Annotated in this window: 22 protein-coding genes; 9 read left to right on the plus strand and 13 right to left on the minus strand. The window is 49.7% G+C overall.

The genetic code is table 11. The annotated features are described in order from the left end of the window. Nucleotides 1-58: 58 nt before the first annotated feature. The 3 genes from NMP98_RS01920 (at nucleotide 59) to NMP98_RS01930 (ending at nucleotide 1,844) form a co-directional block, all read left to right on the plus strand. On the plus strand, nucleotides 59-613 hold the full coding sequence (locus NMP98_RS01920) for a hypothetical protein (RefSeq protein WP_254859870.1): 555 nt from the start codon (nucleotides 59-61) through the stop codon (nucleotides 611-613). 7 nt (nucleotides 614-620) lie between these two features. Further along, entirely contained in the window at nucleotides 621-1,385 is a 765-nt protein-coding gene (locus NMP98_RS01925; protein WP_254859871.1) for a hypothetical protein, read from the plus strand. 126 nt (nucleotides 1,386-1,511) lie between these two features. Next, nucleotides 1,512-1,844, plus strand: a complete 333-nt coding sequence (locus tag NMP98_RS01930) for a HalOD1 output domain-containing protein (RefSeq protein ID WP_254859872.1) — start codon at nucleotides 1,512-1,514, stop codon at nucleotides 1,842-1,844. Here NMP98_RS01930 and NMP98_RS01935 read toward each other — a convergent pair. Together NMP98_RS01935 and NMP98_RS01940 are read right to left on the minus strand one after the other, a co-directional pair. Continuing rightward, complete coding sequence (locus NMP98_RS01935; protein ID WP_254859873.1) at nucleotides 1,811-2,065, minus strand: hypothetical protein; 255 nt, start codon at nucleotides 2,063-2,065, stop codon at nucleotides 1,811-1,813. The two genes, NMP98_RS01930 and NMP98_RS01935, sit on opposite strands and share 34 nt — an antisense overlap. 413 nt (nucleotides 2,066-2,478) lie before the next feature. After that, nucleotides 2,479-3,501 (minus strand): hypothetical protein, encoded by a 1,023-nt coding sequence (locus NMP98_RS01940; RefSeq protein WP_254859874.1) that lies wholly within the window; start codon nucleotides 3,499-3,501, stop codon nucleotides 2,479-2,481. A gap of 100 nt (nucleotides 3,502-3,601) precedes the next feature. Between NMP98_RS01940 and NMP98_RS01945 the strand changes: the two genes are divergently transcribed. Together NMP98_RS01945 and NMP98_RS01950 are read left to right on the plus strand one after the other, a co-directional pair. After that, nucleotides 3,602-3,907, plus strand: a complete 306-nt coding sequence (locus NMP98_RS01945; protein WP_254859875.1) for a putative quinol monooxygenase — start codon at nucleotides 3,602-3,604, stop codon at nucleotides 3,905-3,907. Nucleotides 3,908-4,244: 337 nt separating this feature from the next. Continuing rightward, nucleotides 4,245-5,555: a rhomboid family intramembrane serine protease gene (locus NMP98_RS01950; RefSeq protein ID WP_254859877.1), complete on the plus strand. Its 1,311-nt coding sequence runs from the start codon at nucleotides 4,245-4,247 to the stop codon at nucleotides 5,553-5,555. On the opposite strand, the gene NMP98_RS01955 is transcribed toward NMP98_RS01950, so the two are convergent. The 7 genes from NMP98_RS01955 to NMP98_RS01985 form a co-directional block, all read right to left on the minus strand. Then, nucleotides 5,552-9,151 carry a phage tail protein gene (locus tag NMP98_RS01955; protein WP_254859878.1) on the minus strand — a complete coding sequence of 1,200 codons (3,600 nt, stop codon included), beginning with the start codon at nucleotides 9,149-9,151 and terminating at the stop codon, nucleotides 5,552-5,554. The genes NMP98_RS01950 and NMP98_RS01955 overlap by 4 nt on opposite strands. A 40-nt stretch (nucleotides 9,152-9,191) precedes the next feature. Beyond that, a complete protein-coding gene (locus tag NMP98_RS01960) occupies nucleotides 9,192-10,589 on the minus strand; it encodes a hypothetical protein (protein ID WP_254859879.1) in 1,398 nt (465 codons plus the stop codon). Beyond that, nucleotides 10,586-11,824: a hypothetical protein gene (locus NMP98_RS01965; RefSeq protein ID WP_254859880.1), complete on the minus strand. Its 1,239-nt coding sequence runs from the start codon at nucleotides 11,822-11,824 to the stop codon at nucleotides 10,586-10,588. The genes NMP98_RS01960 and NMP98_RS01965 overlap by 4 nt, the downstream gene beginning before the upstream one ends. Nucleotides 11,825-11,986: 162 nt before the next feature. Further along, a complete protein-coding gene (locus NMP98_RS01970) occupies nucleotides 11,987-12,610 on the minus strand; it encodes a hypothetical protein (protein ID WP_254859882.1) in 624 nt (207 codons plus the stop codon). A 69-nt stretch (nucleotides 12,611-12,679) separates the two neighbouring features. Next, entirely contained in the window at nucleotides 12,680-12,979 is a 300-nt protein-coding gene (locus NMP98_RS01975; protein ID WP_254859885.1) for a hypothetical protein, read from the minus strand. Between the two features lie 139 nt (nucleotides 12,980-13,118). Next, complete coding sequence (locus tag NMP98_RS01980) at nucleotides 13,119-13,823, minus strand: YbhB/YbcL family Raf kinase inhibitor-like protein (protein ID WP_254859886.1); 705 nt, start codon at nucleotides 13,821-13,823, stop codon at nucleotides 13,119-13,121. 128 nt (nucleotides 13,824-13,951) lie between these two features. Beyond that, nucleotides 13,952-15,145 (minus strand): restriction endonuclease, encoded by a 1,194-nt coding sequence (locus NMP98_RS01985; protein WP_254859888.1) that lies wholly within the window; start codon nucleotides 15,143-15,145, stop codon nucleotides 13,952-13,954. A gap of 120 nt (nucleotides 15,146-15,265) precedes the next feature. On the opposite strand from NMP98_RS01985, the gene NMP98_RS01990 reads away from it, so the two are divergent. Next, nucleotides 15,266-16,417, plus strand: coding sequence for a hypothetical protein (locus tag NMP98_RS01990; RefSeq protein WP_254859889.1), 1,152 nt, complete (start codon nucleotides 15,266-15,268; stop codon nucleotides 16,415-16,417). 22 nt (nucleotides 16,418-16,439) lie between these two features. Here NMP98_RS01990 and NMP98_RS01995 read toward each other — a convergent pair whose 3' ends face one another. Continuing rightward, the gene (locus NMP98_RS01995) at nucleotides 16,440-16,676 is read right to left on the minus strand and encodes a hypothetical protein (protein WP_254859891.1); all 237 of its coding nucleotides are present in this window, start codon (nucleotides 16,674-16,676) and stop codon (nucleotides 16,440-16,442) included. 51 nt (nucleotides 16,677-16,727) lie between these two features. Here NMP98_RS01995 and NMP98_RS02000 point away from each other — a divergent pair, with 51 nt between their 5' ends. Both NMP98_RS02000 and NMP98_RS02005 read left to right on the plus strand, forming a co-directional pair. Next, the gene (locus tag NMP98_RS02000) at nucleotides 16,728-17,072 is read left to right on the plus strand and encodes a hypothetical protein (RefSeq protein ID WP_254859892.1); all 345 of its coding nucleotides are present in this window, start codon (nucleotides 16,728-16,730) and stop codon (nucleotides 17,070-17,072) included. A 145-nt stretch (nucleotides 17,073-17,217) separates the two neighbouring features. Next, nucleotides 17,218-17,763 (plus strand): hypothetical protein, encoded by a 546-nt coding sequence (locus tag NMP98_RS02005; protein ID WP_254859893.1) that lies wholly within the window; start codon nucleotides 17,218-17,220, stop codon nucleotides 17,761-17,763. 5 nt (nucleotides 17,764-17,768) lie between these two features. On the opposite strand, the gene NMP98_RS02010 is transcribed toward NMP98_RS02005, so the two are convergent. Together NMP98_RS02010 and NMP98_RS02015 are read right to left on the minus strand one after the other, a co-directional pair. Then, nucleotides 17,769-17,924, minus strand: a complete 156-nt coding sequence (locus tag NMP98_RS02010; protein WP_254859894.1) for a hypothetical protein — start codon at nucleotides 17,922-17,924, stop codon at nucleotides 17,769-17,771. Beyond that, nucleotides 17,921-18,076, minus strand: coding sequence for a DUF7837 family putative zinc-binding protein (locus NMP98_RS02015; protein WP_254859895.1), 156 nt, complete (start codon nucleotides 18,074-18,076; stop codon nucleotides 17,921-17,923). The genes NMP98_RS02010 and NMP98_RS02015 overlap by 4 nt, the downstream gene beginning before the upstream one ends. A 199-nt stretch (nucleotides 18,077-18,275) precedes the next feature. On the opposite strand from NMP98_RS02015, the gene NMP98_RS02020 reads away from it, so the two are divergent. After that, the gene (locus tag NMP98_RS02020) at nucleotides 18,276-18,587 is read left to right on the plus strand and encodes a hypothetical protein (RefSeq protein WP_254859896.1); all 312 of its coding nucleotides are present in this window, start codon (nucleotides 18,276-18,278) and stop codon (nucleotides 18,585-18,587) included. 14 nt (nucleotides 18,588-18,601) lie between these two features. On the opposite strand, the gene NMP98_RS02025 is transcribed toward NMP98_RS02020, so the two are convergent. After that, nucleotides 18,602-19,618, minus strand: a complete 1,017-nt coding sequence (locus NMP98_RS02025) for a hypothetical protein (protein WP_254859897.1) — start codon at nucleotides 19,616-19,618, stop codon at nucleotides 18,602-18,604. Nucleotides 19,619-19,671: the final 53 nt, after the last annotated feature.

Genomic DNA, 19,671 nt, shown 5'->3' on the forward strand with positions numbered 1-19,671 from the left:
CAGATCGACTGGGAAACGCTAAAATCTGTACAGAAGAAGGTAAAGGTGCGTTCTGACTTTGGAACAGGTTCTCGACGACTTCTACATAGGAGAATCACAGAGTGCGAAGAAGCCGCAAGGAACGTTTCAGGTCTCGGGTATCCTCGATCTGTCGCAAGAGTATAGTGGACAACGACTGCATGAAACCCGTTACACGTACAGACCTCTGGACCAAGAGAGACTGGAATCCGTGAGGACTGGAGTAAGGGAAGCACTCGACATACTTGGAACAGATACAAAGGCCTTGGTCGTAGCTGAGGACGTGGAGGATGCTCTTCTCGTAGTGGCCGGAGCCTTGGCGATCCACTGTAACACCTCAGTCAGTGACGCAAAATACTTCCTAAAACAGCGATCTTCTATCTCAGAGGTAGAGACAGAGCTTCTTCGGAAAGTGGAGCAGGCCTGCCAACTCGTACTGGGCGAGTGCGTTCACTGCGGAAACCTGGTGCCGCCACATAGAAAGGCCTTCTACGGCGACAAGGTTTGTCATTCGGTCTGCGGTGCATGGTGCGCTGAAGCATCTGAAGAACCGGGAGAGTTCGAGCTGTGCAGAGGCAGCCAACTAAAGAGGTGATATCGAAGTGAAAGATGTCCTGGTCCAAGAAAGCCGCGAGGATATCAAGGGCAAGTTGGCACCGAATTTTGACGGCCGGTTCTGCTACTTCAGAGGTCTCGACGGAAAACCTGAGAGGACGAAGCCTGGTAAGAAGATCTTGTATTCTACTGGTCAACGAGTCATAGCAGAATCTACTATCATCGAGGTTGAAGAGGACTATCTCCGTTTTGACCCGTTGACTCCGGTTTCCAGGCCGAACCCGGCAAGTCCAAAGGCGAAAGGCCTCAGATACGTCGACGCTGGCGACTGCGGGAAATACGATATCAAGATCATGGGTATCGAGCACAGCTACAGGAATACTCACAAACTGGTCCGTGGCATCCTCGAAAAAAGGCCTCAGGCCAGGAACGACCGAGATCTTCTCAAACACATCATCTGGACCAAGGCCCAAGACTTGGATCTCAATGACTCCAGTGAGTTCCAGGAACGAATCGAACCGGGGTATATCCACAATGTTGCCAATCAGATCCAGCTGCAGAACTGTGCCTACCCACCTACCGACCCAGAAACCTTGAGGTCGATGTTCAAGCATTCGAGTAAAGTTAACCGGCACTTCCAAGACTTCGAGGATTACGTGACTTCGGCAGTACAGTTCTACGACAGAGAAGATATGGGTGGTGTGGCGAAGAAGATCAACTCTGCTTTTTCCTTTTCCAGCTCCAGTTCTTTCTCGGATTCAGCAGGTATCGATATGGAGGAAGTGAAAGAGAAAATAAGGCAAACGGTCTGACCGGATTTCTGCCTTACTTACCCTACCCCTTTCTTGACGGAGACCCTGTTCGATGCACCAAACCAGGTCACGCGGATCGGAAGACGCAGAATAGTTAGTTTTCCAGTCACAATTTCAACTATCTAGATGCCCGGTAGCTATGATTTCGATAGAACTGTAGAGTTCAATCCAAGGAAGGAGGAGTACCGCACCAGCATTCACCAAGAAGGAGAGGAGAAGGTGAGCATGGCCGTCATCGAAACCGTGGCCACAGTCAAAGAAGTAGATCCACTGGAGCTGGAAAAGCTGGATCAAAGTGTTGACCCAGAATCCTTGGAAGCCATATTCGAGGATCGAGATGCAACAGGACGTAGAGAAGGCCTCGTCCGGTTCCATTTCGAAGGCTTCCAAGTGGATGTAGACTACAACAAGGGAGAGATCCGTCTTCAACCAGGCAGTGAAGTTACTGGCTCCTCGTAGTCCTTGGTTCCGCACCAACGGCAGTTATCTAGTTCGCAGTCTTCCATGATCAGGGCGTCACAGTTGTCGCAGTGATCTGCTTCCTCGTCGAGCCTGTCATGGTTCTCCGGGATATCTTCATCTGGAATGACTGTGGTGACTGTATTGTCTTCGGAGACGAGGAAAACTGCTCCTATGTCTTGGTTCCAGAGGCCTCGGTTGTATCCGCCGGAGAGGTTCACACGGACACTGTTATCGATGTGTTCCTGGTTCAGATCTTTAGAAGGTTGGATACGCATCGTCCAGCGCAGCTTGACATGCTCCGTGATTCTGTAGTCTGTGCCGTTCTTAGTGACGTATTCGATCGGTTATCAAGCCTTACTTTATATTGTATATTTATCAGAACTTGTTTTTATGTTTTAGCACTAAAACGGCAAGGAAGCTCCACCGTTCACGGTGGAGAGGATGTCACTCAAGACGGAGACTTCCAGAACTGGTTGAACAACACTCAAGGCGACGCAGAATGCAGCCTATTGAAGACAGAGTACGAGAATACATGTTCTAATTCTCCACAGGATGCTCCCAGCGTAAAAGACGAAGCACAGTCAGAGTCTTGTGATTGGCCACAGACAGTTCCAAGTTGTGCAAGTGTTAATTAAATCCTAGATTCAGAAACTCTTAGCCACGAAGTAGTCCCCAATTCACTAATATCATAGTCTCCTCCTTGAGCAGTTACTACCTTATTATTTAGTTCCAGATTTGAGTACCCATGTCTCACGTCATTATTTTCTAGAAATGTAAGAGCATTATCAGCAGCCTGTGCCTCATTGAAAGACCATGCGCCATTCTTTAGTCCTTCCTCAAAGTCCACTGAAGACATCCCAATTTCTGGTTGATAGGAGCTCGTACCTGTTGACGGCATCAAAGCATACCCCGGTCTTTTCATAATACTCAAACTGTCCTGAACATCTAACTCTTCAAGACCTCTTTGCGTTACCTCAGGAAGTTCATACCTATTATCATTGGTTTCCTCAAGTACTCTGAACATGAGATCTCTCTCCCGAGATGTCGAAGTCGTATCTCCTCCTAGAACTACAACGTGCCTATCATCTCCAACAGCATGAAAACCATCTTCTCCAGCGTATACCTCAAAATCCCCTCTCTCATGCTGCATTGTATACCCTGAATCCTCTAACTGCTGTACAATATCCTCCTCAGAAACATTATTCGGTAACTGATCTACTTTGAATCTTGAAAGCCAAGGATCAGCAGCATGCTGAATATAAGTCTCAGGAATATCTGTATGATAAAAATCGAAGACTTCATATCTTTCATCAGCACCTATATCATCCGCCAAAGTAGTATCGTGAATTTCAGAAACCTTTGATGGACTATAGGCTACAGCCTGCAGATATTCTCCCTGGTCATCAGGGAATATCATCCATTCTGTGGCCATATCGACAGGATTGGCATGTTCGGATTCGGGTAGACTGTAGTCAGGTTCGGGCTCGGCAGTCTCTTCTGGAGTAGTATCCACATCAGAGTTGTTTTCCTCATCAGGCTCATCTGAACCGTCAGAGCCATTTCCTCCAGCACATCCTGCAAGGCCTGTTGCTAGAGCTGCTGCACCTGTTTGAAGCAAGTATCTGCGTGGGACTTGGCTGCTATCTGAAGTCATTTACCCGGTATTTGTTGAGCAGTGGCACAAAAAAGAGTTGGAGTGGGTTTTGGCAGAGTTTTTCTGACACCGGGTTTGACTGTCTGAAGCAGATACAAACATGATAGTGCTGCACGCTTCTTTCCCGATCCAAGGGGAGAAACTGGACGAGGCGTTGGAGTTGGCGGACAACCTCGTCGACGAGTCGAACCAAGAACCGGGCATGATCGACTATCGGGCAACACAGGATATCCAGGACGAAACCGTGATTCGCTTCTTCGAGCAGTACGAGGACGGTGAGGCCTTCGAATCACACACTCAGACAGATCACTTCCAGGAGTTCGAGGAAGAATTGGGAGATCTCTTGGCTGGTGAACCTGAGATCCTCCGGTTCGATGTAGCTGAGGCCTCGGAACTGGAACTGTAGAACAGTCTATTGCGAACTATTTTACCGACTTAATTGGTAACTATGTTGCATGGGAGACGATTCGGGCTCAGAGAATAGTTCTAGCAGTGATTCCAGCGGGAAGGACTCTGCAGAGCTTTCTGGCGAGAAAAATCCGCGAGCAAACGCTGCACAGAAGGACAGCAGTAGTTCTCAGGAGGTAAAGAAGAGCGGAAGTAAGGAGTCTTCTGGCGACTCAGCACCCAGTGCAGACGGAGAAAGCATTCCACGCAGTGTCCGTCAATCGAGCAGTTCTGACGGGTCAAATAGTTCTGACAGCGATTCCGGTTCTGACAGCTCTGAGTAGGCTACGGTATTCATGGCTTTGCTTCCCAGCGACATCATCTTCTACGTCGTTCTGATTGCTCCGGGGTTCGTGGCCGTGATGACTGCCGTGAGTCTGGCAGCTATTGAAGACGAGATCTCTCAGCCGGTTCTACTGATTTGGAGCCTGGTATCCAGCGTCATCATTGACTCTCTGTTTCTCGAAGCCTATCAGGTTCTTGAAGGCCCGATTGAGTCATTTGATGTACTTCGCACCCTCTTCTTCACACCTTCTTTCCGGGCTGACCTGATCTTGTTGATCCTGTTTTTCTCGGTCGTCGTGGGCATCGTGTACGCTGTGGGGATTTTGGCAGATCTTCCGGGGCGGCTTCGACGCGGGATCCAGTCAACGGCGCATATCAAGTACAATCCTCGTCAGCCTTGGGAGAACTTCATGAAGGGCGCACGGTCAATCCGCATCAAGACAAGCGATGACGAGCTGTATACGGGGGATGTTGTCGAATGGAGTCGTGCTGGTAAGCCGAAGGAAGTGAGGGTTGACCACCCCTACAGATACAGCTTGGAGGAAGAAGACTACGAATGCGTTGGTGGAGATTCTATGCTGTTCTTGGAGGAAGATATCGACCGGGTGATGCTGCGGGAGGAAGACGACCGGCCTTCTATGATTCAACGTATCAGTTCGACGCTGGGCCTTTCTCCTGACGAAGGAAGTGGGGGTCTCGGTCTTTCCACATTGAGGGATGGATATGAGCAGTACAGGGAGGCGGATTCGACGATTACCTACCTGTTGATGAGCTTGGTGGCGGCAGTCTTTCTAATTGAGATCTTGGTTACTGGTTTCCGAGGTCTTGGGAGTATCCAGGTCTTCGCTACCGGTGTCTTCGGTGTCTACCCGTGGATCGCATGGCCTCTTTCCCCGGTCCTCCACAAAGGTATCTTGCACTTTGCTGCGAGCCTTGTCGGCCTCCTGGTCGTAGGTGTTCCTATCGAGACGCACTGGAATTGGAAACGCTACACAGTCTTTCTCGTACTAACAGGGTACGCAACGATATTGGCTGGTGCAGCAGTCCTTGGATGGTTTTCTGACCAGCAGGTGGCTTTCTACGGGACGAGCGGGATTATCTACGCTCTGGCCGGGTATTCTCTTACGCATCTTCCTCGCAAACATGATGAATTGAGTTTGGTGGAGAAGTTCGCTGTTTTCATCGGTGTCGTCGCCCTGCTTTCAGTGCTTATCGATCCATTCACCGGGCCGTTCTTTGAACCTCGGTGGATCAACGGAGGACATACCTCTGGCTTCCTGATTGGCGCTGTAATTGGTTGGTTTAGCGGGAACTGCTCTTAGAGGAATCGGAGGAGCTTTCGTATCGTGAGGAATCCTGTTGCGGCGATTAGGAACAGGGCGAACCCGTGGATAGCATTCCTATTCTGCTGGTAGTAGATCTGCAACCATTCCGGGAGGCTGCGTTCGATGGGGACGGGTTTGATGATGGTGAGTGGTCCGTCTCCGTCGATGATTCCGGTCCCGGTGCTTGGCTGGGTCTGGTTTTGTGTTTGGTTGCCGGTGATGTCTTGGTAGCAGGGGCTTCCGGCCCAGCAGATCTCTTCGACGTCGACTGTGGTAGAAATTGTTTCGGTGATAAAGGCTGCTGTGTTGAGGCCGGTGGATACTCCGATGTCGGTGGATATCTGTGTGGAGGCGTTGGCCTGTGAACCAGTGTTTGCTTCTATGTTGATCGGGGTGAGTATTTCTGCGAATTTCTCTGCGTAACTGGAAACGGTTTCTGTAACCTGTATTGTGGCAGACTGCTGGTTTGAGGTGTTTGCCTGTGTCTGCACGGTCTCAGCCAGTGTGTAGTTGGTGGATAGGCGGGTGTGTTCTGTGACCGTGGCTATGGTGTCGTCGACGACGTTGACTGCGGAGTCTACGGCGTGATCTACAAAGGTCTGTGAACGGGCCTCTGTGCCAACACCGACTGTAGAGTTGAGGAACTCGCTGGCTGAGACACCGAGGACCTCCATATCTGTGGTGATGTCGAAGGCAGTGGAAGCAGTGTCTGATACCTTGGCTTGGCTCTGTGTGGAGGAGGTGACGGCGACGGTGTCGTTTTGCTTGTCTTCGGTGTACCCTTGCGAGTCCAAGGTAAGGGAGATCGTGAAGGGCGTGGATAGTTCCTCGATCACAGAGACAGTATCTGAGACAGTACTGGTTATGTCAAACTGGGTTTCCAGGTAGTCTGTGACGGTTGCTGTGGACGAAAGTGCTTCAGATAGGGATACTGCTGCACTGCTGTTCCCGAAGAAATCTCCGTAGCTACTGGTTTCGTCAGAAAGAGCGACTGAGTCGGACAGACTCTCAGTCAACATACCCATAACTTTTACCGTCTGAGTGTCCGTGACATTCCAGTTCCCAGCTGTATCTTTCGCCCAGATCCTGTAAGCTAAAGTACCGTTGAAAGACTCATTCTTCCAAATATAGGTGGAGATCTCCTTTTCACCGCTATTCCAAGACTTAGTGCCGCCAGTCCAGTTCTTCCATTCCCCAGTTTCGTTAGTCGCTAATACTGCTTTATTGAGTCCTGATTCGTTGTCTCTCCATTCTGCACTGATGTTCAAGGATTCTGTGTGGAAGATCTCACCGCCGGAGGCGTTCGTCTTCAAATTGAACCAGTTCGGTGGATCTTGGTCAGTGACGTTGAACTTTGTAGAGTTCGTATCAGAGGCCTCTGCTGTGTCCTCGGCGTAGACCGTGGCATTCCAAGTGCCGAGAGAAGAAGCCTCCCCGGGGATTTTGAAGCTGTAGTAGTACTCAGAGGCTTCTGCTGTGCTATTCGTCATCGAAGCATTATCCACCTCGACACTGCCATCAGGACTCAACAAGGAGGTGTTCACCGACCCCAAGTTGCTATCCGGGTCGGAAGCGTTCACAGAGACATTGACCTCGGCCCCTGCCGGAACTGGAGAAGAAGGCCTCACCACTGGCTTATCTACTTGAGGCGGCTGATTCAGTATCACAACCTCCTGAGTCGTCGACGAAATGTTGTATGCACCTTGAGAATCCTCTGCTTTGATCTCCAGTGTGTAGTTGGCCTCCTGCTCCGGAGTGTAGAAATTGTTGAGGCCGTAGTAATCTCCTGAGAGACTGTTTGCCTGCGTCCAGCCCTTCACCACATTTCCTTCCCGCAGCATCCGAGCTCTAACACTCGCCAAATTCCCATCCGGGTCAGAGACCGAAGCATTCCAATCAAACGACTCTCCCACAGTCCAGTTTACAGGATCGGAATTAATTTCCCCGAAAGTAGGAGGGTTATTTTCTACTTCAGCTACGGCTTCAAAACCATCATGCCACATTTCATACCCTCCTGTACGCCATTCATAGAAGTTGTAATTCTCTACGTTAACCTGTTCGATATCAACCCCCTGTTTTAAAGGCCGATTATTGAATGTCTCTACGCTCCCTGATCCCATATTCTCCCAAGTTATGTCTACGTCGTTATTTGTCCAATCGAAATCGTATTCAACTCTGTACCAAGTGTCATAAGATCCATATGCCACTTGTTCAATGCCGTTGTTATCATCTATCTGTAACTGAGGGTTAGCGGTTGCAACACCTATCTCAAAATCACCATCGGAGTTAACAAGTCTAACTCCTCCACCGGCACTACTGGATGTTTCTTGGTAATAGTAAGAAAATGTATCTAATTGCTTTCCCCCATTCGAGATAATATCATAGGCCTGAGTACTACTGCCAAGACCATTATTTGAATAAACAGAGTAGGTACTTTGAAAGGATCTATCGCTTACTACACTTAGCTCATTAACCGTCCAGCCATCTAGGCTGCCGTCCTCGAATCCTTCACTGTATATTACTTCTGTAGTTGAACCTCCGCCGCTGCTTTCGTATGTTGTGGTGCCTCCGATGGAGCCGATGACGTACATCTTCAAACCAGCAACGCTGCCTTCTCTCTCTGTCACTATTTCTGAGGTCAGTTCAGGGGTTGAGTCTGATGGCAGGGTGACGTTGTAGGCCTTGAATCTGTACCCGGAGATCTCATCTTTGGGGATCAGAAGATCTTCACTCAGGTTGCTCTCGAGGACCTGCTGCTCAGCCTCACTGTACCATTTGGAGGCCTCAGAAACCGGTATAGCGTCCAGATCTCCGGATGTGAACTGGTCGAAGCTGTAGTTATCCGGGTAAGCAGTTAAGACTGTTACTTCGTGACTGTCTTCGTACTGGTTATCCGGGCTGCAAGAAAGACTCTGAACTTCTTCATTGACCTGTGTACCACAGTACTTGAACGGCAGTACATCAGTCTCCTCCCCACTGTACACATCCTCTGTCTCCCAGATAACTTGTTGAGTAGTATTCGTAGTCCCGTTAACACTCTGGGTAACGTTCTCTACCAACCTGTATTCGATGATCAGATGCTCATAGTGGCTTCTGATATCGATATCCCAGGTAACACCGTTGTCTTCCAGAGAAGTGGAGAGAACACTGCTCGAACCGTTCTCAGGGTTCAAGTCAACACGCTCCCCACGCAGCTGCCCGCTGTTCCCTTTCTCGCTGCCATACATCCAGCCCTGTAACTCCTCGACAGGTACATCGCCGCTGTACTGGTAGGCCAAGTTCAAACTTTCACCTGACTGCCCCGGCGGCTGGAAAACAAGGATACCGTCCTGTCTGCTTCGAGGCTGTCCAGGTGTCCTGACCTCGGTGAGAGAAGACCGTAGCTCATCAGGAACCAGCACCGTGCCATAAGACAAGGACTGGTCCATGTACTCAGTTGTAAACCTGATACCCTGATCTCTGAAAGACGTATCCACGTCTCCCATTTCAAGGCCTTCAACCTCCAGGCTTTGAGAAGCAGCTGAAGGCACGAGAAAGCCGAGGAAGAGTAGTGCTGCAGCTGCAGAAAAAAGTCTCTCACCGATTAGCCTCATACCACATAATTGTCAAAAAGTAATTAAAAAGCCTTCAGCATCAGTCAAAGGTGACTGATTCCAAGTTCCGGAGATACCGCGTTTTATTCGGCTCTTCAAACTCCTTCTTTTCGTGAGACAGATAGTAATCGAATAGCCTGTCGATATCCTCTGTGCTCACGTCAGTTACTCTATCCAGATCCTCGAGTTCCTCGGGCTCGTGGGCATGATTTGAGGAGTGAGAGATCATTCGGTGAAGATGTTTTCGGAACGAGTTCTGCTTGTTCTTCACGTCCTGATGGTTCTGATCCATCAGCTCGTGTAAGTACAGTAGAGATCTCATCGGGAAATGGCATACCGTCCCAAACTCTGAGTCGAATCTGAACCCTCTCTCCTCTAATCTCTGTTTCAGCGTCGGTAGATTCGAGAGCTTCACCTGTGGTGAGAAGATTACGAACCCAGCTAACCCGCCATATTCATCGGCATCAGATTCACTCTGGAAAGTATCCAAGTGATTCTTTATTTTGTGGTGCTCCCCGGATAGCTTTGTCTGGCCTTTCTCCCAGTTCTCAACGAATTTTGCATCCCACACATAGATATTCTCACCATCCTTCCAGCTCAAGGTCAAGGCACCGTCCGGAACTTCTACACCGCTCACATCCTCTTCGTACAAGACAGAGGTAAACAGTATGTCCTTCAACACTGCCTGTACGATCCGTTCATAGTCATCATCAGTCAGGTCCTCTTTCTTACGTTCATAGAGATCAACCCCGACATCCGCTTTCTGCTCAATAGACCTCTGAGGGAACTTCTCAAGAGCGTTTTCAAGGACTGGCTTGACCACGTCTGATTTGCTCTCTGAACCCACCAACTCCCCGAAGGTGATATACGGAATGTTATATTTCTCTAATCGCTTCTTGTGACGGATTGAGTTGCCTGTAAGGAAGATAACCACAGGCTCATTATAGACAAACATGCAGTCAATGACATTCACAGAGACATCCTCGAAAATCAGAGGCATCAGAACATGCTCATCCTCGTATTCCATCTTCAGAACAAGGTCAAGATCTGTGTTTATGTAGTGACGAGACTTTGTCCTCCCTCTCGGAACTTCATTCAATATCTTCACCGACTTACGGACGTAGTCCCGGATATTGCCTTCATCAAATCTTATTCGGTGTACCGGTTCTCCGGTTTTCTGTGACAGATCGATGTGTCTATCGCAGTCTGGGCAGTTCGTATCTCCGGTTCCTTCTTCCACCTCGAAGCTGGCGTTACAGTCCTTATTGTGGACAAATTGATAATCCGCGTCGTCTGGATCAACGCACTGGTACCTGACAGACTCTTCTAAAGATACTTCTCCATCGGTCAATTCGTCGTCTATTAGATCTCTTATCTCCCGTAGCTCTATACGATTCAGTTCCTTCCCAGAGAGCAGCAGGCTATCTAAATTCGTCATCTCTTCTCATAGATAACGGGGATCTCCAGGAGTTCTTCCGCTTGCTCTTCAAAATCACGTCTTTCAGAGTCGCTCAATCCTTGGGCACCATACTTGACGATCCAACCGTCATTGTCGGATCCGCTCCCAGCTGGCTCAGGATACAAGTTGTAGGTCTTACCATCATACCGGACATCAAATCTCTCGATGTTCCCTATCGAGTCTGTGAGGTCGTATCCTTCTTCACGAAGCTGTTCAATAGCCATCGAAATATCTGACTCACCCCGGATCTCAACAGACGGACTTCCATGCAATGGCGAGCTCTTGTTCTTCAGCCCTCTCAGAGTCATCTCAGAAGGAGAATCTCCCTGAGTACTGTCGAGCTTTGAAACCGCATCATCTACATTACCACTGTCCGTAGATGGAGGGTCAATATCTATGTCAAAATCTTCATCTGACTTACCCAGTCCGCTCCGCGCTCTTGAAGCGACTTTCCCGGATTCAGCCATAACTTCCAGACTGCCATCTCTAGTCCGAAGAGTGACAAATTTCGCAGGTGCTTCTTCCTGATTCTCATCTACTTGTTGCTCGACATCATCACCGATCTCCCTTGATATCGCCACATAGTGCTCTCCCTTGTGCTCAAAGTCGTGCCAGATGTCAATATCCCTATCTTCGAATTTTTCCATATGGTCTGTAATTTCGTCTGCCTGATCCACTATTTTTTCTGCCTTGTCAGTGTTCCCGATAGTGGCCTGCGTACTTGGAGTCTGACCGTGGCAATGGTCTAAGACAATGATATCTTTCAATAGCTCGGGGTCTATGAAGTGGAGGAGAGCTGCTCTCGCAACTTGGTCAGGGCTTTCAGAAATATCGTCGTACAGATCTTCATAATCAGTGCCGTCAACTAGGCTTTCACACCGGTCAAAACACGATTTTATCGTGCTTGGACTGGTGATACAGTATTTGCTAAAGTAGACGACAGCATACAAGTCATATTTCAGTTTTTCATTCTCATCCAGAATCTTCTCTAAAGCATCTTCCTTCTTGCTGATCTTTTCATCTATATCCAGATATTCGTAATAGCAGAGTAGAGTCAGTTTCTTCACGCCAGGAGTTCTCTCAAAATCGTCCTCCAGCTCTGAATCGTAGATAGAGTCCCACTTGTCTTTGATTTTCCCGAATGGGACTATCAGTTCCTTCCAATCGTCCTCTGATATCGGAAGACTAGATTTAGATGCGGTTTGTTGACTCATTACTGCAGAAGATGTAGCCTCCCCTATTAAATTCAAGGTGGCAGTATACCCACCTTCTAATCCCTGATATCCGACTTAATGACACACAAGAACAACGTCTAGAATAGGAAGTAGGGAAACCAGCAGTTGATTATGTCTTCTGGAGAAAGATGTGTGAGGAATTTAGTTGTAGCAGACGCTCCACGACTGACGATATCTATACGAATCTTGTAATACTTTGCTCGGAGAGAGCGAGGCTTCTGCGACTTCGACTACGTTATCGTCGACCTGTGTGTCTCCGGTTTCGTCAGCTACGAACAGGCCGGTTCCTTTGATGCCGTCCACGTAACTGTCTGCGATCCATGTTGCTTCGATCTCGAGGCATCCTGTACCGGTTCTCTGTCTATCGTAACTGGCGTCTCCACGAGTCAGATTAGTAGAGCTGGCTTCGATTTCGCCTTTGAGGTATCCCCGGGTGGCGGACGCTGAGAAGCTTGAGGCGTTACTGAGGCCGATGTGGCTGATGGTCTGGTCTGAGGCTTGGCCAAGTGAACGGTCGGCAAGATAGTCACGGCCCTCTTCTGTCACTAGGTTTTCCTTGTGGAATCTGTGGATGAGGTCACCTTCCTCGTTATAGATTTCACCGGTAAGATTTCCGTGCCAGCTAAGTGTATCAGCCTGTCCAACAGATGGCTTCTCAGAAGTCGGTGTCTGTGGTTCTCCTGTTGCTATCTGTGGTACTGCTGCTATTGAGAGAACGAGGAAGACTGCCAGGTATTGTTTAGGTAGTTCGATTAGTGATTTCACCTGTAACTGGGGAGGGACTGCGTTTGCTCTGTAAATGAAACCGGCTTTACCATTTATAAAACATTGAGGTCAACGGAACAGGACATACAAGACACCCGCACCCCACGTAAACAGGAAAGCATAGTGCAACTGGGCCACATTCACGCCCCACTTGTACACCGGCAGCCAGATCATGCCGAAAAACTTCTTCTCAACCTCAGAACTAACGTTGGTACAGATCTCAATTGACTCAGAGATTCCTTCACCGCCCACATTGTTACGGGAATTGTCTGTTGAACAGGAATCTCCGAACTGAGGGCCTGAAGTCATCAAGAAGAGATACCCCGGAAGCAACGCCAGCAACAAGACCAGTTTCAAAAGTTTGCCCATCTACCCTGCTCCACACCTCTCTACCATCGAATTTCTCACAGCTACTTTTAAAACCACAATAGGCTTTCACCGGAAGCCGAGGCAGCAAAGGATGGAGGACCAGCAACGTCAGCGATCAAAGCGAGGAGAACCCTAGCAGTCAGAAAGTGGTGCCCTGATCAGCGTGGTACGTCCCAACGATCTGCGTCGACGCCAAGACCTCGGCATTCATCGCAATAGCGGAACCGACACGGGTCTTCCGAGTCTCTGCCGGGACACCCAATTCAGAGTCAATAGCGACCAGCTTGAAACGGTAGCCATGACTTCCTTCTGGCGGGGACGGCCCGCCATATCCGTATTCGAGGAAGTCGTTGTGGCCTTCAGTCGCGTCTCCACTCCAGTTACGGGGGATGGTTCCGATTTCGGGGTCGATGTCCCATGCGTACCAATGGTCCCAGGTGTGGCCGGCGACCGGCTGTGCATCCGGATCATCCACAACCAGTACAAGGGACTCTGCACCGTCTGGGACTCCGGAGATCTCGAGTTCCGGGTTCTCGTCTTCGTTTGCTTTCCCAGTCCAGTCCGGCATCTGCTCGCCGTCCTCGAAGTCGGGGCTGGAAAGCTGTAGTTCGCCTTGCTGTTCTACGTCGCCGTTGAGGATTGTCGAAGGCATGGAATCAGTCGAGCTGTCGTCGTCGTTCTCTTCAGTGTCTGTGCTGTCTTCTTGATCGGTGTCGTCGCCGTCGTTGTCGTTGTTGTTTTCTGGAGTGTCCTCGTTGCTACTGCCGCTGCAACCAGCTAACGCAACCGAAGCGGTTGCTGCAGTAGCTCCAAGGACTCTGCGTCTATCCCACTTCTCAGTCATGTATCCGTTGTCACCTCTTGACACCAGATGCTACAGTTTATGTGTCTACCTAAATTTTGCATCCGCATTAAACAGTTGGCTAACGCATCCAACTTATTAGTTATTGAATCTGTCTAGCTTCTCCCTCATTACCGGTCTCCTTCTTCCAAGACGGTCTCACGGTTCATAGAATATGAGCCAAGTGCCCACTCACCGTCCTCAATATTCGGCGTACCGTCCTCACCGAACTCACGCCACACTTCATCTAGTATCGGTTCAAGATCTGCGATGACCTCCTCACTTCCTATCTGAAGTGTAGCGTACTCCGTCGTATACCGATCTGTCTCAAATGTCGCCGGAGTATAGCCGAATGCCCGTTGACGGCTATTCGGCACGTTAAGCTGGACACCCTCGGCGTCAAGGAAGGAAACCCATGCAAAGGCCGTACCAGAGAAACCCATCTCAGAAAGTTTCTCCATCGTACTCCTTGCTGCTAACACGATATGAGCGTCGAGACCTATACCGATGGATGACTGGATATGACCCTGAATCCACGTCTCCTCACGCTTCTGTATGAAAGCAGAGGCAGATGCAGATTCGTATAATCCGTCGTTCCTTAGTACGGCGTAGGAGCCCTTTTCATCGACTGTGCCGTTATTTCCGTAAGCAATCGTGTACTTACCCTTGGTCTCGCCGTACGTCGTAAGATCCTCAAATAGAACGGAGGGGTCGGGGATGCTTCCGGGACTGGTCTTGCTCTTCGACAGTATTCCGTTCGGGATGATATGGAGGACGACTGCAGGGCCTTCGATTAGTTCGCTGGCGTAGCCTTCTCGTGCCCGGATCTGGTCAAGCCGATTCTCACAGAGATCCTCGATCTCCTCGATGTGGTCGTGGTCTTTCTGCAGGTCGACGTCGAAAAAGTCCTCAGCCAATCCCTGACTGTTCTGCCGGAGCTCACCGAGGATATCTTTCCTGTGGTGGATATTCAGAGTCCAGCCGTACTCCTCCCGGATCTCGTCCTCCATATCCATTTCCTGAACACCGCCGACATCCTGGTTGGTGACAAAGACAAGGAGGTCGTAGTCCTCTCCCCGGTCCTCCTCAAGATCAGCTACTTTCTCTGCATCGCTGCGGAGCTTACGTCTCCACGTTTCTTGGACGCTGGCGTGGGCGATACCGTTTCGATCGCCAAGTCTTATTTGTGCGTCCCATCCCCCGTCTGGCCCGGATTCCCCGCTCTGGTGGACGTTGTCGTAATCCTGTTCTCGGAGAAAGGCCATGGCAAAGTCCTCGAAAGCGTGGCCTCGGATATTTTCTAAGGCAAACTCCAGCTCGTCCATACTACTCCTGATTTTGCTCTCCACGCCTCAAAATGGTTCGCAACCCGCCAGTTCTAGGAAGAGGCCGAGAAGTGTTGTCGCTACTTTTGTAAGACCACCTACCCGAAGTAGGGATAATAAATGCCAAATACCAAACTTGAGGCGAATCTCCGCGGGATTGGAGACGGCGCTAGACTCGAAGAATTAGCTGTTGACCTGTTAGGCCGAGAAGACTATGACGTAGATCCGACCGGTGTTCGGGGACAGGACAGTGGTCGAGATGCTCTTCTTGAACGATCTGGGAACCAAGGCGTTTTGCACTGCAGTATTCAATCTAACAGGATCGAAGACAAGATCCGTTCAGACGCAGAGACAGCAGCTGGCCTTGCCGAAGACTTCGACTTCTTTATTTTTGCCACCACTACTCAGATGGCGGGTGTTACTCGTGACCGGTTGGAAGATGACTTGGCCAGCGAGTACGGGTGGCGCGTCCATATCAAAGATTTCGCCCGGTTGAGGAAGGACCTGATGGATATCGAGAATCACGACCTCGCCCAGGAACATCTAAACGTCGACCCGAGTAACGCCCTTGACGACCCAGAAAAGGACATTGAAGAACTGCACCAGGATCAAATCAGCAGGCTTCAGGAACGCAGGCCACGCCACGGAGAGCTAGTTGAGGACCAGCCTATAGTCGCTGTCCACATCATCCCACTTGAGGCGGTTTCGGATCCGCGAGAAATGATCGCTCCCGAGCTACCTGAACCTCCAGAGTTCCGTTCAAGGTCAGCTGGTGCAGAGGGATTCGGAGATTTTGTAGTTACAGCCCCCTATACTGATCTGTCGGAAGGCCTGTTTTCAGAATACGTCTGTCTGGATGGAGATGGATGGGTAGAGGCAGTGACAACGAAACTGGTTATCGAACGTAAAGGCCGAGAAGGGATAGCGTGGTACATCGATAAAGAGATCGTGGAATTGGTTGACCGCGTCTGTGAGATGTACCAGGATTCAGGGTTCTTCCCTCCGTTCTATGTTTATATCACGTTGGTTGATGCAGGGGATTACACTATTGAAAAGCCTGAGGACATCTATGGACCGGACACTACCCGTCCGATCAACGACGACGTGTTTCAGTTGAAACGTGCAGAGATAGAGGATTTTGACTCTGATGTCGAGTCGGCCTTGCGTAAACCATTGTGTCAGCTGTGGAACCGGGTAGGATGGCGAATCGGTTCGATACATTATTCGCAGAAAGACGATGGCAGCTTAGAATGGGATCCTTACGAGCCCTGACACTGGGTTAGACAGGCTTTCTCTACATCCCCTTCATCGCTACTTGTAGCAGGTTCTGTACGGCACGGTAGATCACGACACCGAGGAAGAACACCAGTCCGTACTCTTTCAGGAATACATCCAAACTGAACTGTAGCCATGGCATCTCCCCAAGAATCCAGAATATACCGAGGAAACCTCCGAAAGCAGCGAACGTGACAACGGCCTCAAACAGGAGTCGGTAGGTGATAGGATTATCTAGATAGTCGGTCCAAGCCATATATCGTGTTTGTCAGATACTATTTTTAAAACACGAGGTCCGGAGGCCTCAGTGATTCTCTCTGCACGACTCTTTGAAATCCTCTGGTTCAACCACAGTGTACCTGTCAAGACCTTGCCTCCTCCGAAACCCACTGCTTCTGTACACCTGCTCGACAATCCAGGTATCCCTCTTCGGGCTGTAGTCGGTCACCACCACCGTCTTCTGATGGATGAACAGGAAGCGTTTATCTTCAGTGTCGTACAGCTGCAATCCTTTACCTCGATGAATCCATTTCTCTACGACTTCCTCAGGGAGACTGCATTCAGATTTTTCGCTACCTACAGCCACATCAAAAGCACCGTCTTCAAACTCTACATCTGTAATAGAGAACTCACCATGTACAACAAATTATGATATACAATTGATAAATGTACTCTGGTAGATATGCCTGTAGCATATTTAGGCAAAATCATAAATAGTATACGTCAGGCCTTGGACTGGTTCATAACGTATGGCTACGGTTGACAGACCTTCCAGTCATCGGGAAGAGTTGAGTTTGATGATTGAGTCTGCAGGGTCGCGTTTCGCTGGGATAGGTACCTTACTGTTCCTCGGTGCTCCGATCGCGGCGTACTTGTCGGGCGATGCCAGGATAATGTTTTACGTGCATGTCGCGTTGGGCGCGTTCTGGTTCGGCCTTGATTTCTTCTTCAAATTCGTTCTGGGTCCGAGCTTGGACGAGGTAGCGGACGAGGTCTCCGGTACCGTGAACCAATATTTGGTGCCGAAGATGGCGTTGGTGGCGGAGCCGTTGAGTGTCGGTGTGGTCGGCTCCGGGATTGGATTGGCGGAGATGATGGGATATTTCAATTCGCCAAGTATCTGGATTCACGGCGCATTGGGAGTCAGTGCGTTGATGCTGTTGATCGGTTTTGGACCTATCCACTTCACCACCGCTAAGATGAGTGTAGAGCTATCGATGCCAGAGCCTGACGGTGAACGGATCGAAGACCTGTTCGGGACCACGATGAAGTGGGGCCTGGTTCAGACTGTGTTGATGCTGTTGATTATCGCTATGATGACCGGGATCCGCTGGCAGATCTGAAACAGTTACTTGAGTCTGTAGCTGGCGATATCTTCGCAGCCGCAGTCTGGGCATTCCTCTGCTTTTTCTTCCAAAGTGCATCCGCAGCGCCGGCACTCGTAGATCTCGTAATCGTCAGATTTCAGGAAACGTTTGACCTCGTTGAGCAGGTATGGGCTCATGTTGGGTGTACCACCTCGCCGCAGCCCGGACACTCTGTCCAGGCCTCTTCTTCTCCTGATGTGGTTTCGTACCTGATTAGGACATGTCGTGGAAGTATCTCTTCACCGCATGATGGGCAGACACCGAGACGGGGTGATTCCTGAGCAGCCATACTTGGTGACCTCCTGAAATGTGAGGGTGAACAGGGGTTCGAGGGTTGGAGCGTGTGACATTGAGGGCCTCCGATAACGCCCTCTAACAAGGCCTGATGACTGGAACCCACAAATAGGTCAGCCAACCACAGTGAAAGTAGAGGCGGGGAAGGTGCCGACAACAGAGAAACCAATAATTGCACAGGGTCGTTAGCTACTATGTCAATGCCGGGCCAAGAACCGCGTCAGAAATACATGATCAAAGCCGAGCTTGCAGAAGAAGTTGCGGACATGGTCGGCATCGATACCTACGACCCGGAAAGAGAAGCGCATGGGCCGGCTGACTTTCGACGAGAAGAAATCGAGCAAATATACAAGACAGTAACCGGAGAATCCGGAGAAGAGCTATCCCAACGTGAAATGAACAATGTGATGATGAGAGAACTGGGTACTGATCTTCACTCGAAGTATCCATTCGATCTCTCACGACAGGATCTCAAAGTTCTCCATAAAGCGATTTCTGAGGACTGAGGTATACAGAAAACCTATATCTGGCCTTGGAAGTTGCCTACGAAGTCCGAATAACTAGATATATCAATCTCATCGAAGTCAACCGTATCGAACTCTGACTTTGGGATCATTAGAGTTTGAGTTCTTCCACCAGTCATGCCTGGACCGCCACCTTGGATCTGCCAAGCTGAAGAGCGGACCACGTCTGACAGCCGTATTGACTGCCAGTCCACGAACTCTCGGTCAAATACGTGAAGCTCCTCTGCCTCCTCTACTTCCCGGACGATGTAGATCGGATCTAGACCCTTGGTAAGTGCCACTCGCAACATCACGATCAACCGGCTTACGTCCAGTCCAAACAGTTCTGTTGAGTCCTGATATGCTGTCTTCTCCTTGATCTCGTAGGGTGTGATTTCAGAATCGTTGACCAAGAGGCCATCAACGTCGAAATAGGTGCCTGTGAAGCTATATGTGTCCTTCAGATGGTGTGAGAAAAAGTGCTCCTTATAGAACATCTCTTTCAGAACCTCATCGGAGAAATCAGAAACCGCATCGGTGAACTCATCAAGGTATTCGCCGTCATCTTCAGGGCTTCTTCCCCTTGTTCTCCAGGCCCCGGTTTCGTCCTCGATATCCACCTCTTCAAGTTCAGAACTGCCAAAGTCGTAAGAACGCCATTCCCACTCCAGCTGGTGCTCAAGCGGTGTATCTCCAGACCCACCTCTGAAACTGTTTAGCCCTGATTGATCGCTTTCCTCTACAGAAGGGAAAATAACCGTTGTGCCAGCGCTTTCCATTAATCGTGCTGTCTCTATCTGTCCCTGAGACAGAGTTTCTTCTTCTGCTGCGTCCAAAATGAAAGTGTAGATGTTTTCCCAAGGCTGAAACTCGTCGTTCTCGGGCTTGGGCTGAAACAGCATCACCTCTGACACCGACTCAATATCAGTTGCTTCGAAACGGTTTAGAAAACGAGCCTCAGCAATCATCCCTACTGCCTTTTGCTGCGCCCAATACCTATGGAGATATTCGAGGTACTCCGCCCTATCTGTCATAACTGACAGAAGAATTTCTCGGCCCGAAAGGACAGATTACATTATGCACACAA

The organism is Natronomonas gomsonensis (genome assembly GCF_024300825.1).
Classification (GTDB): Archaea; Halobacteriota; Halobacteria; order Halobacteriales; family Haloarculaceae; genus Natronomonas; species Natronomonas gomsonensis.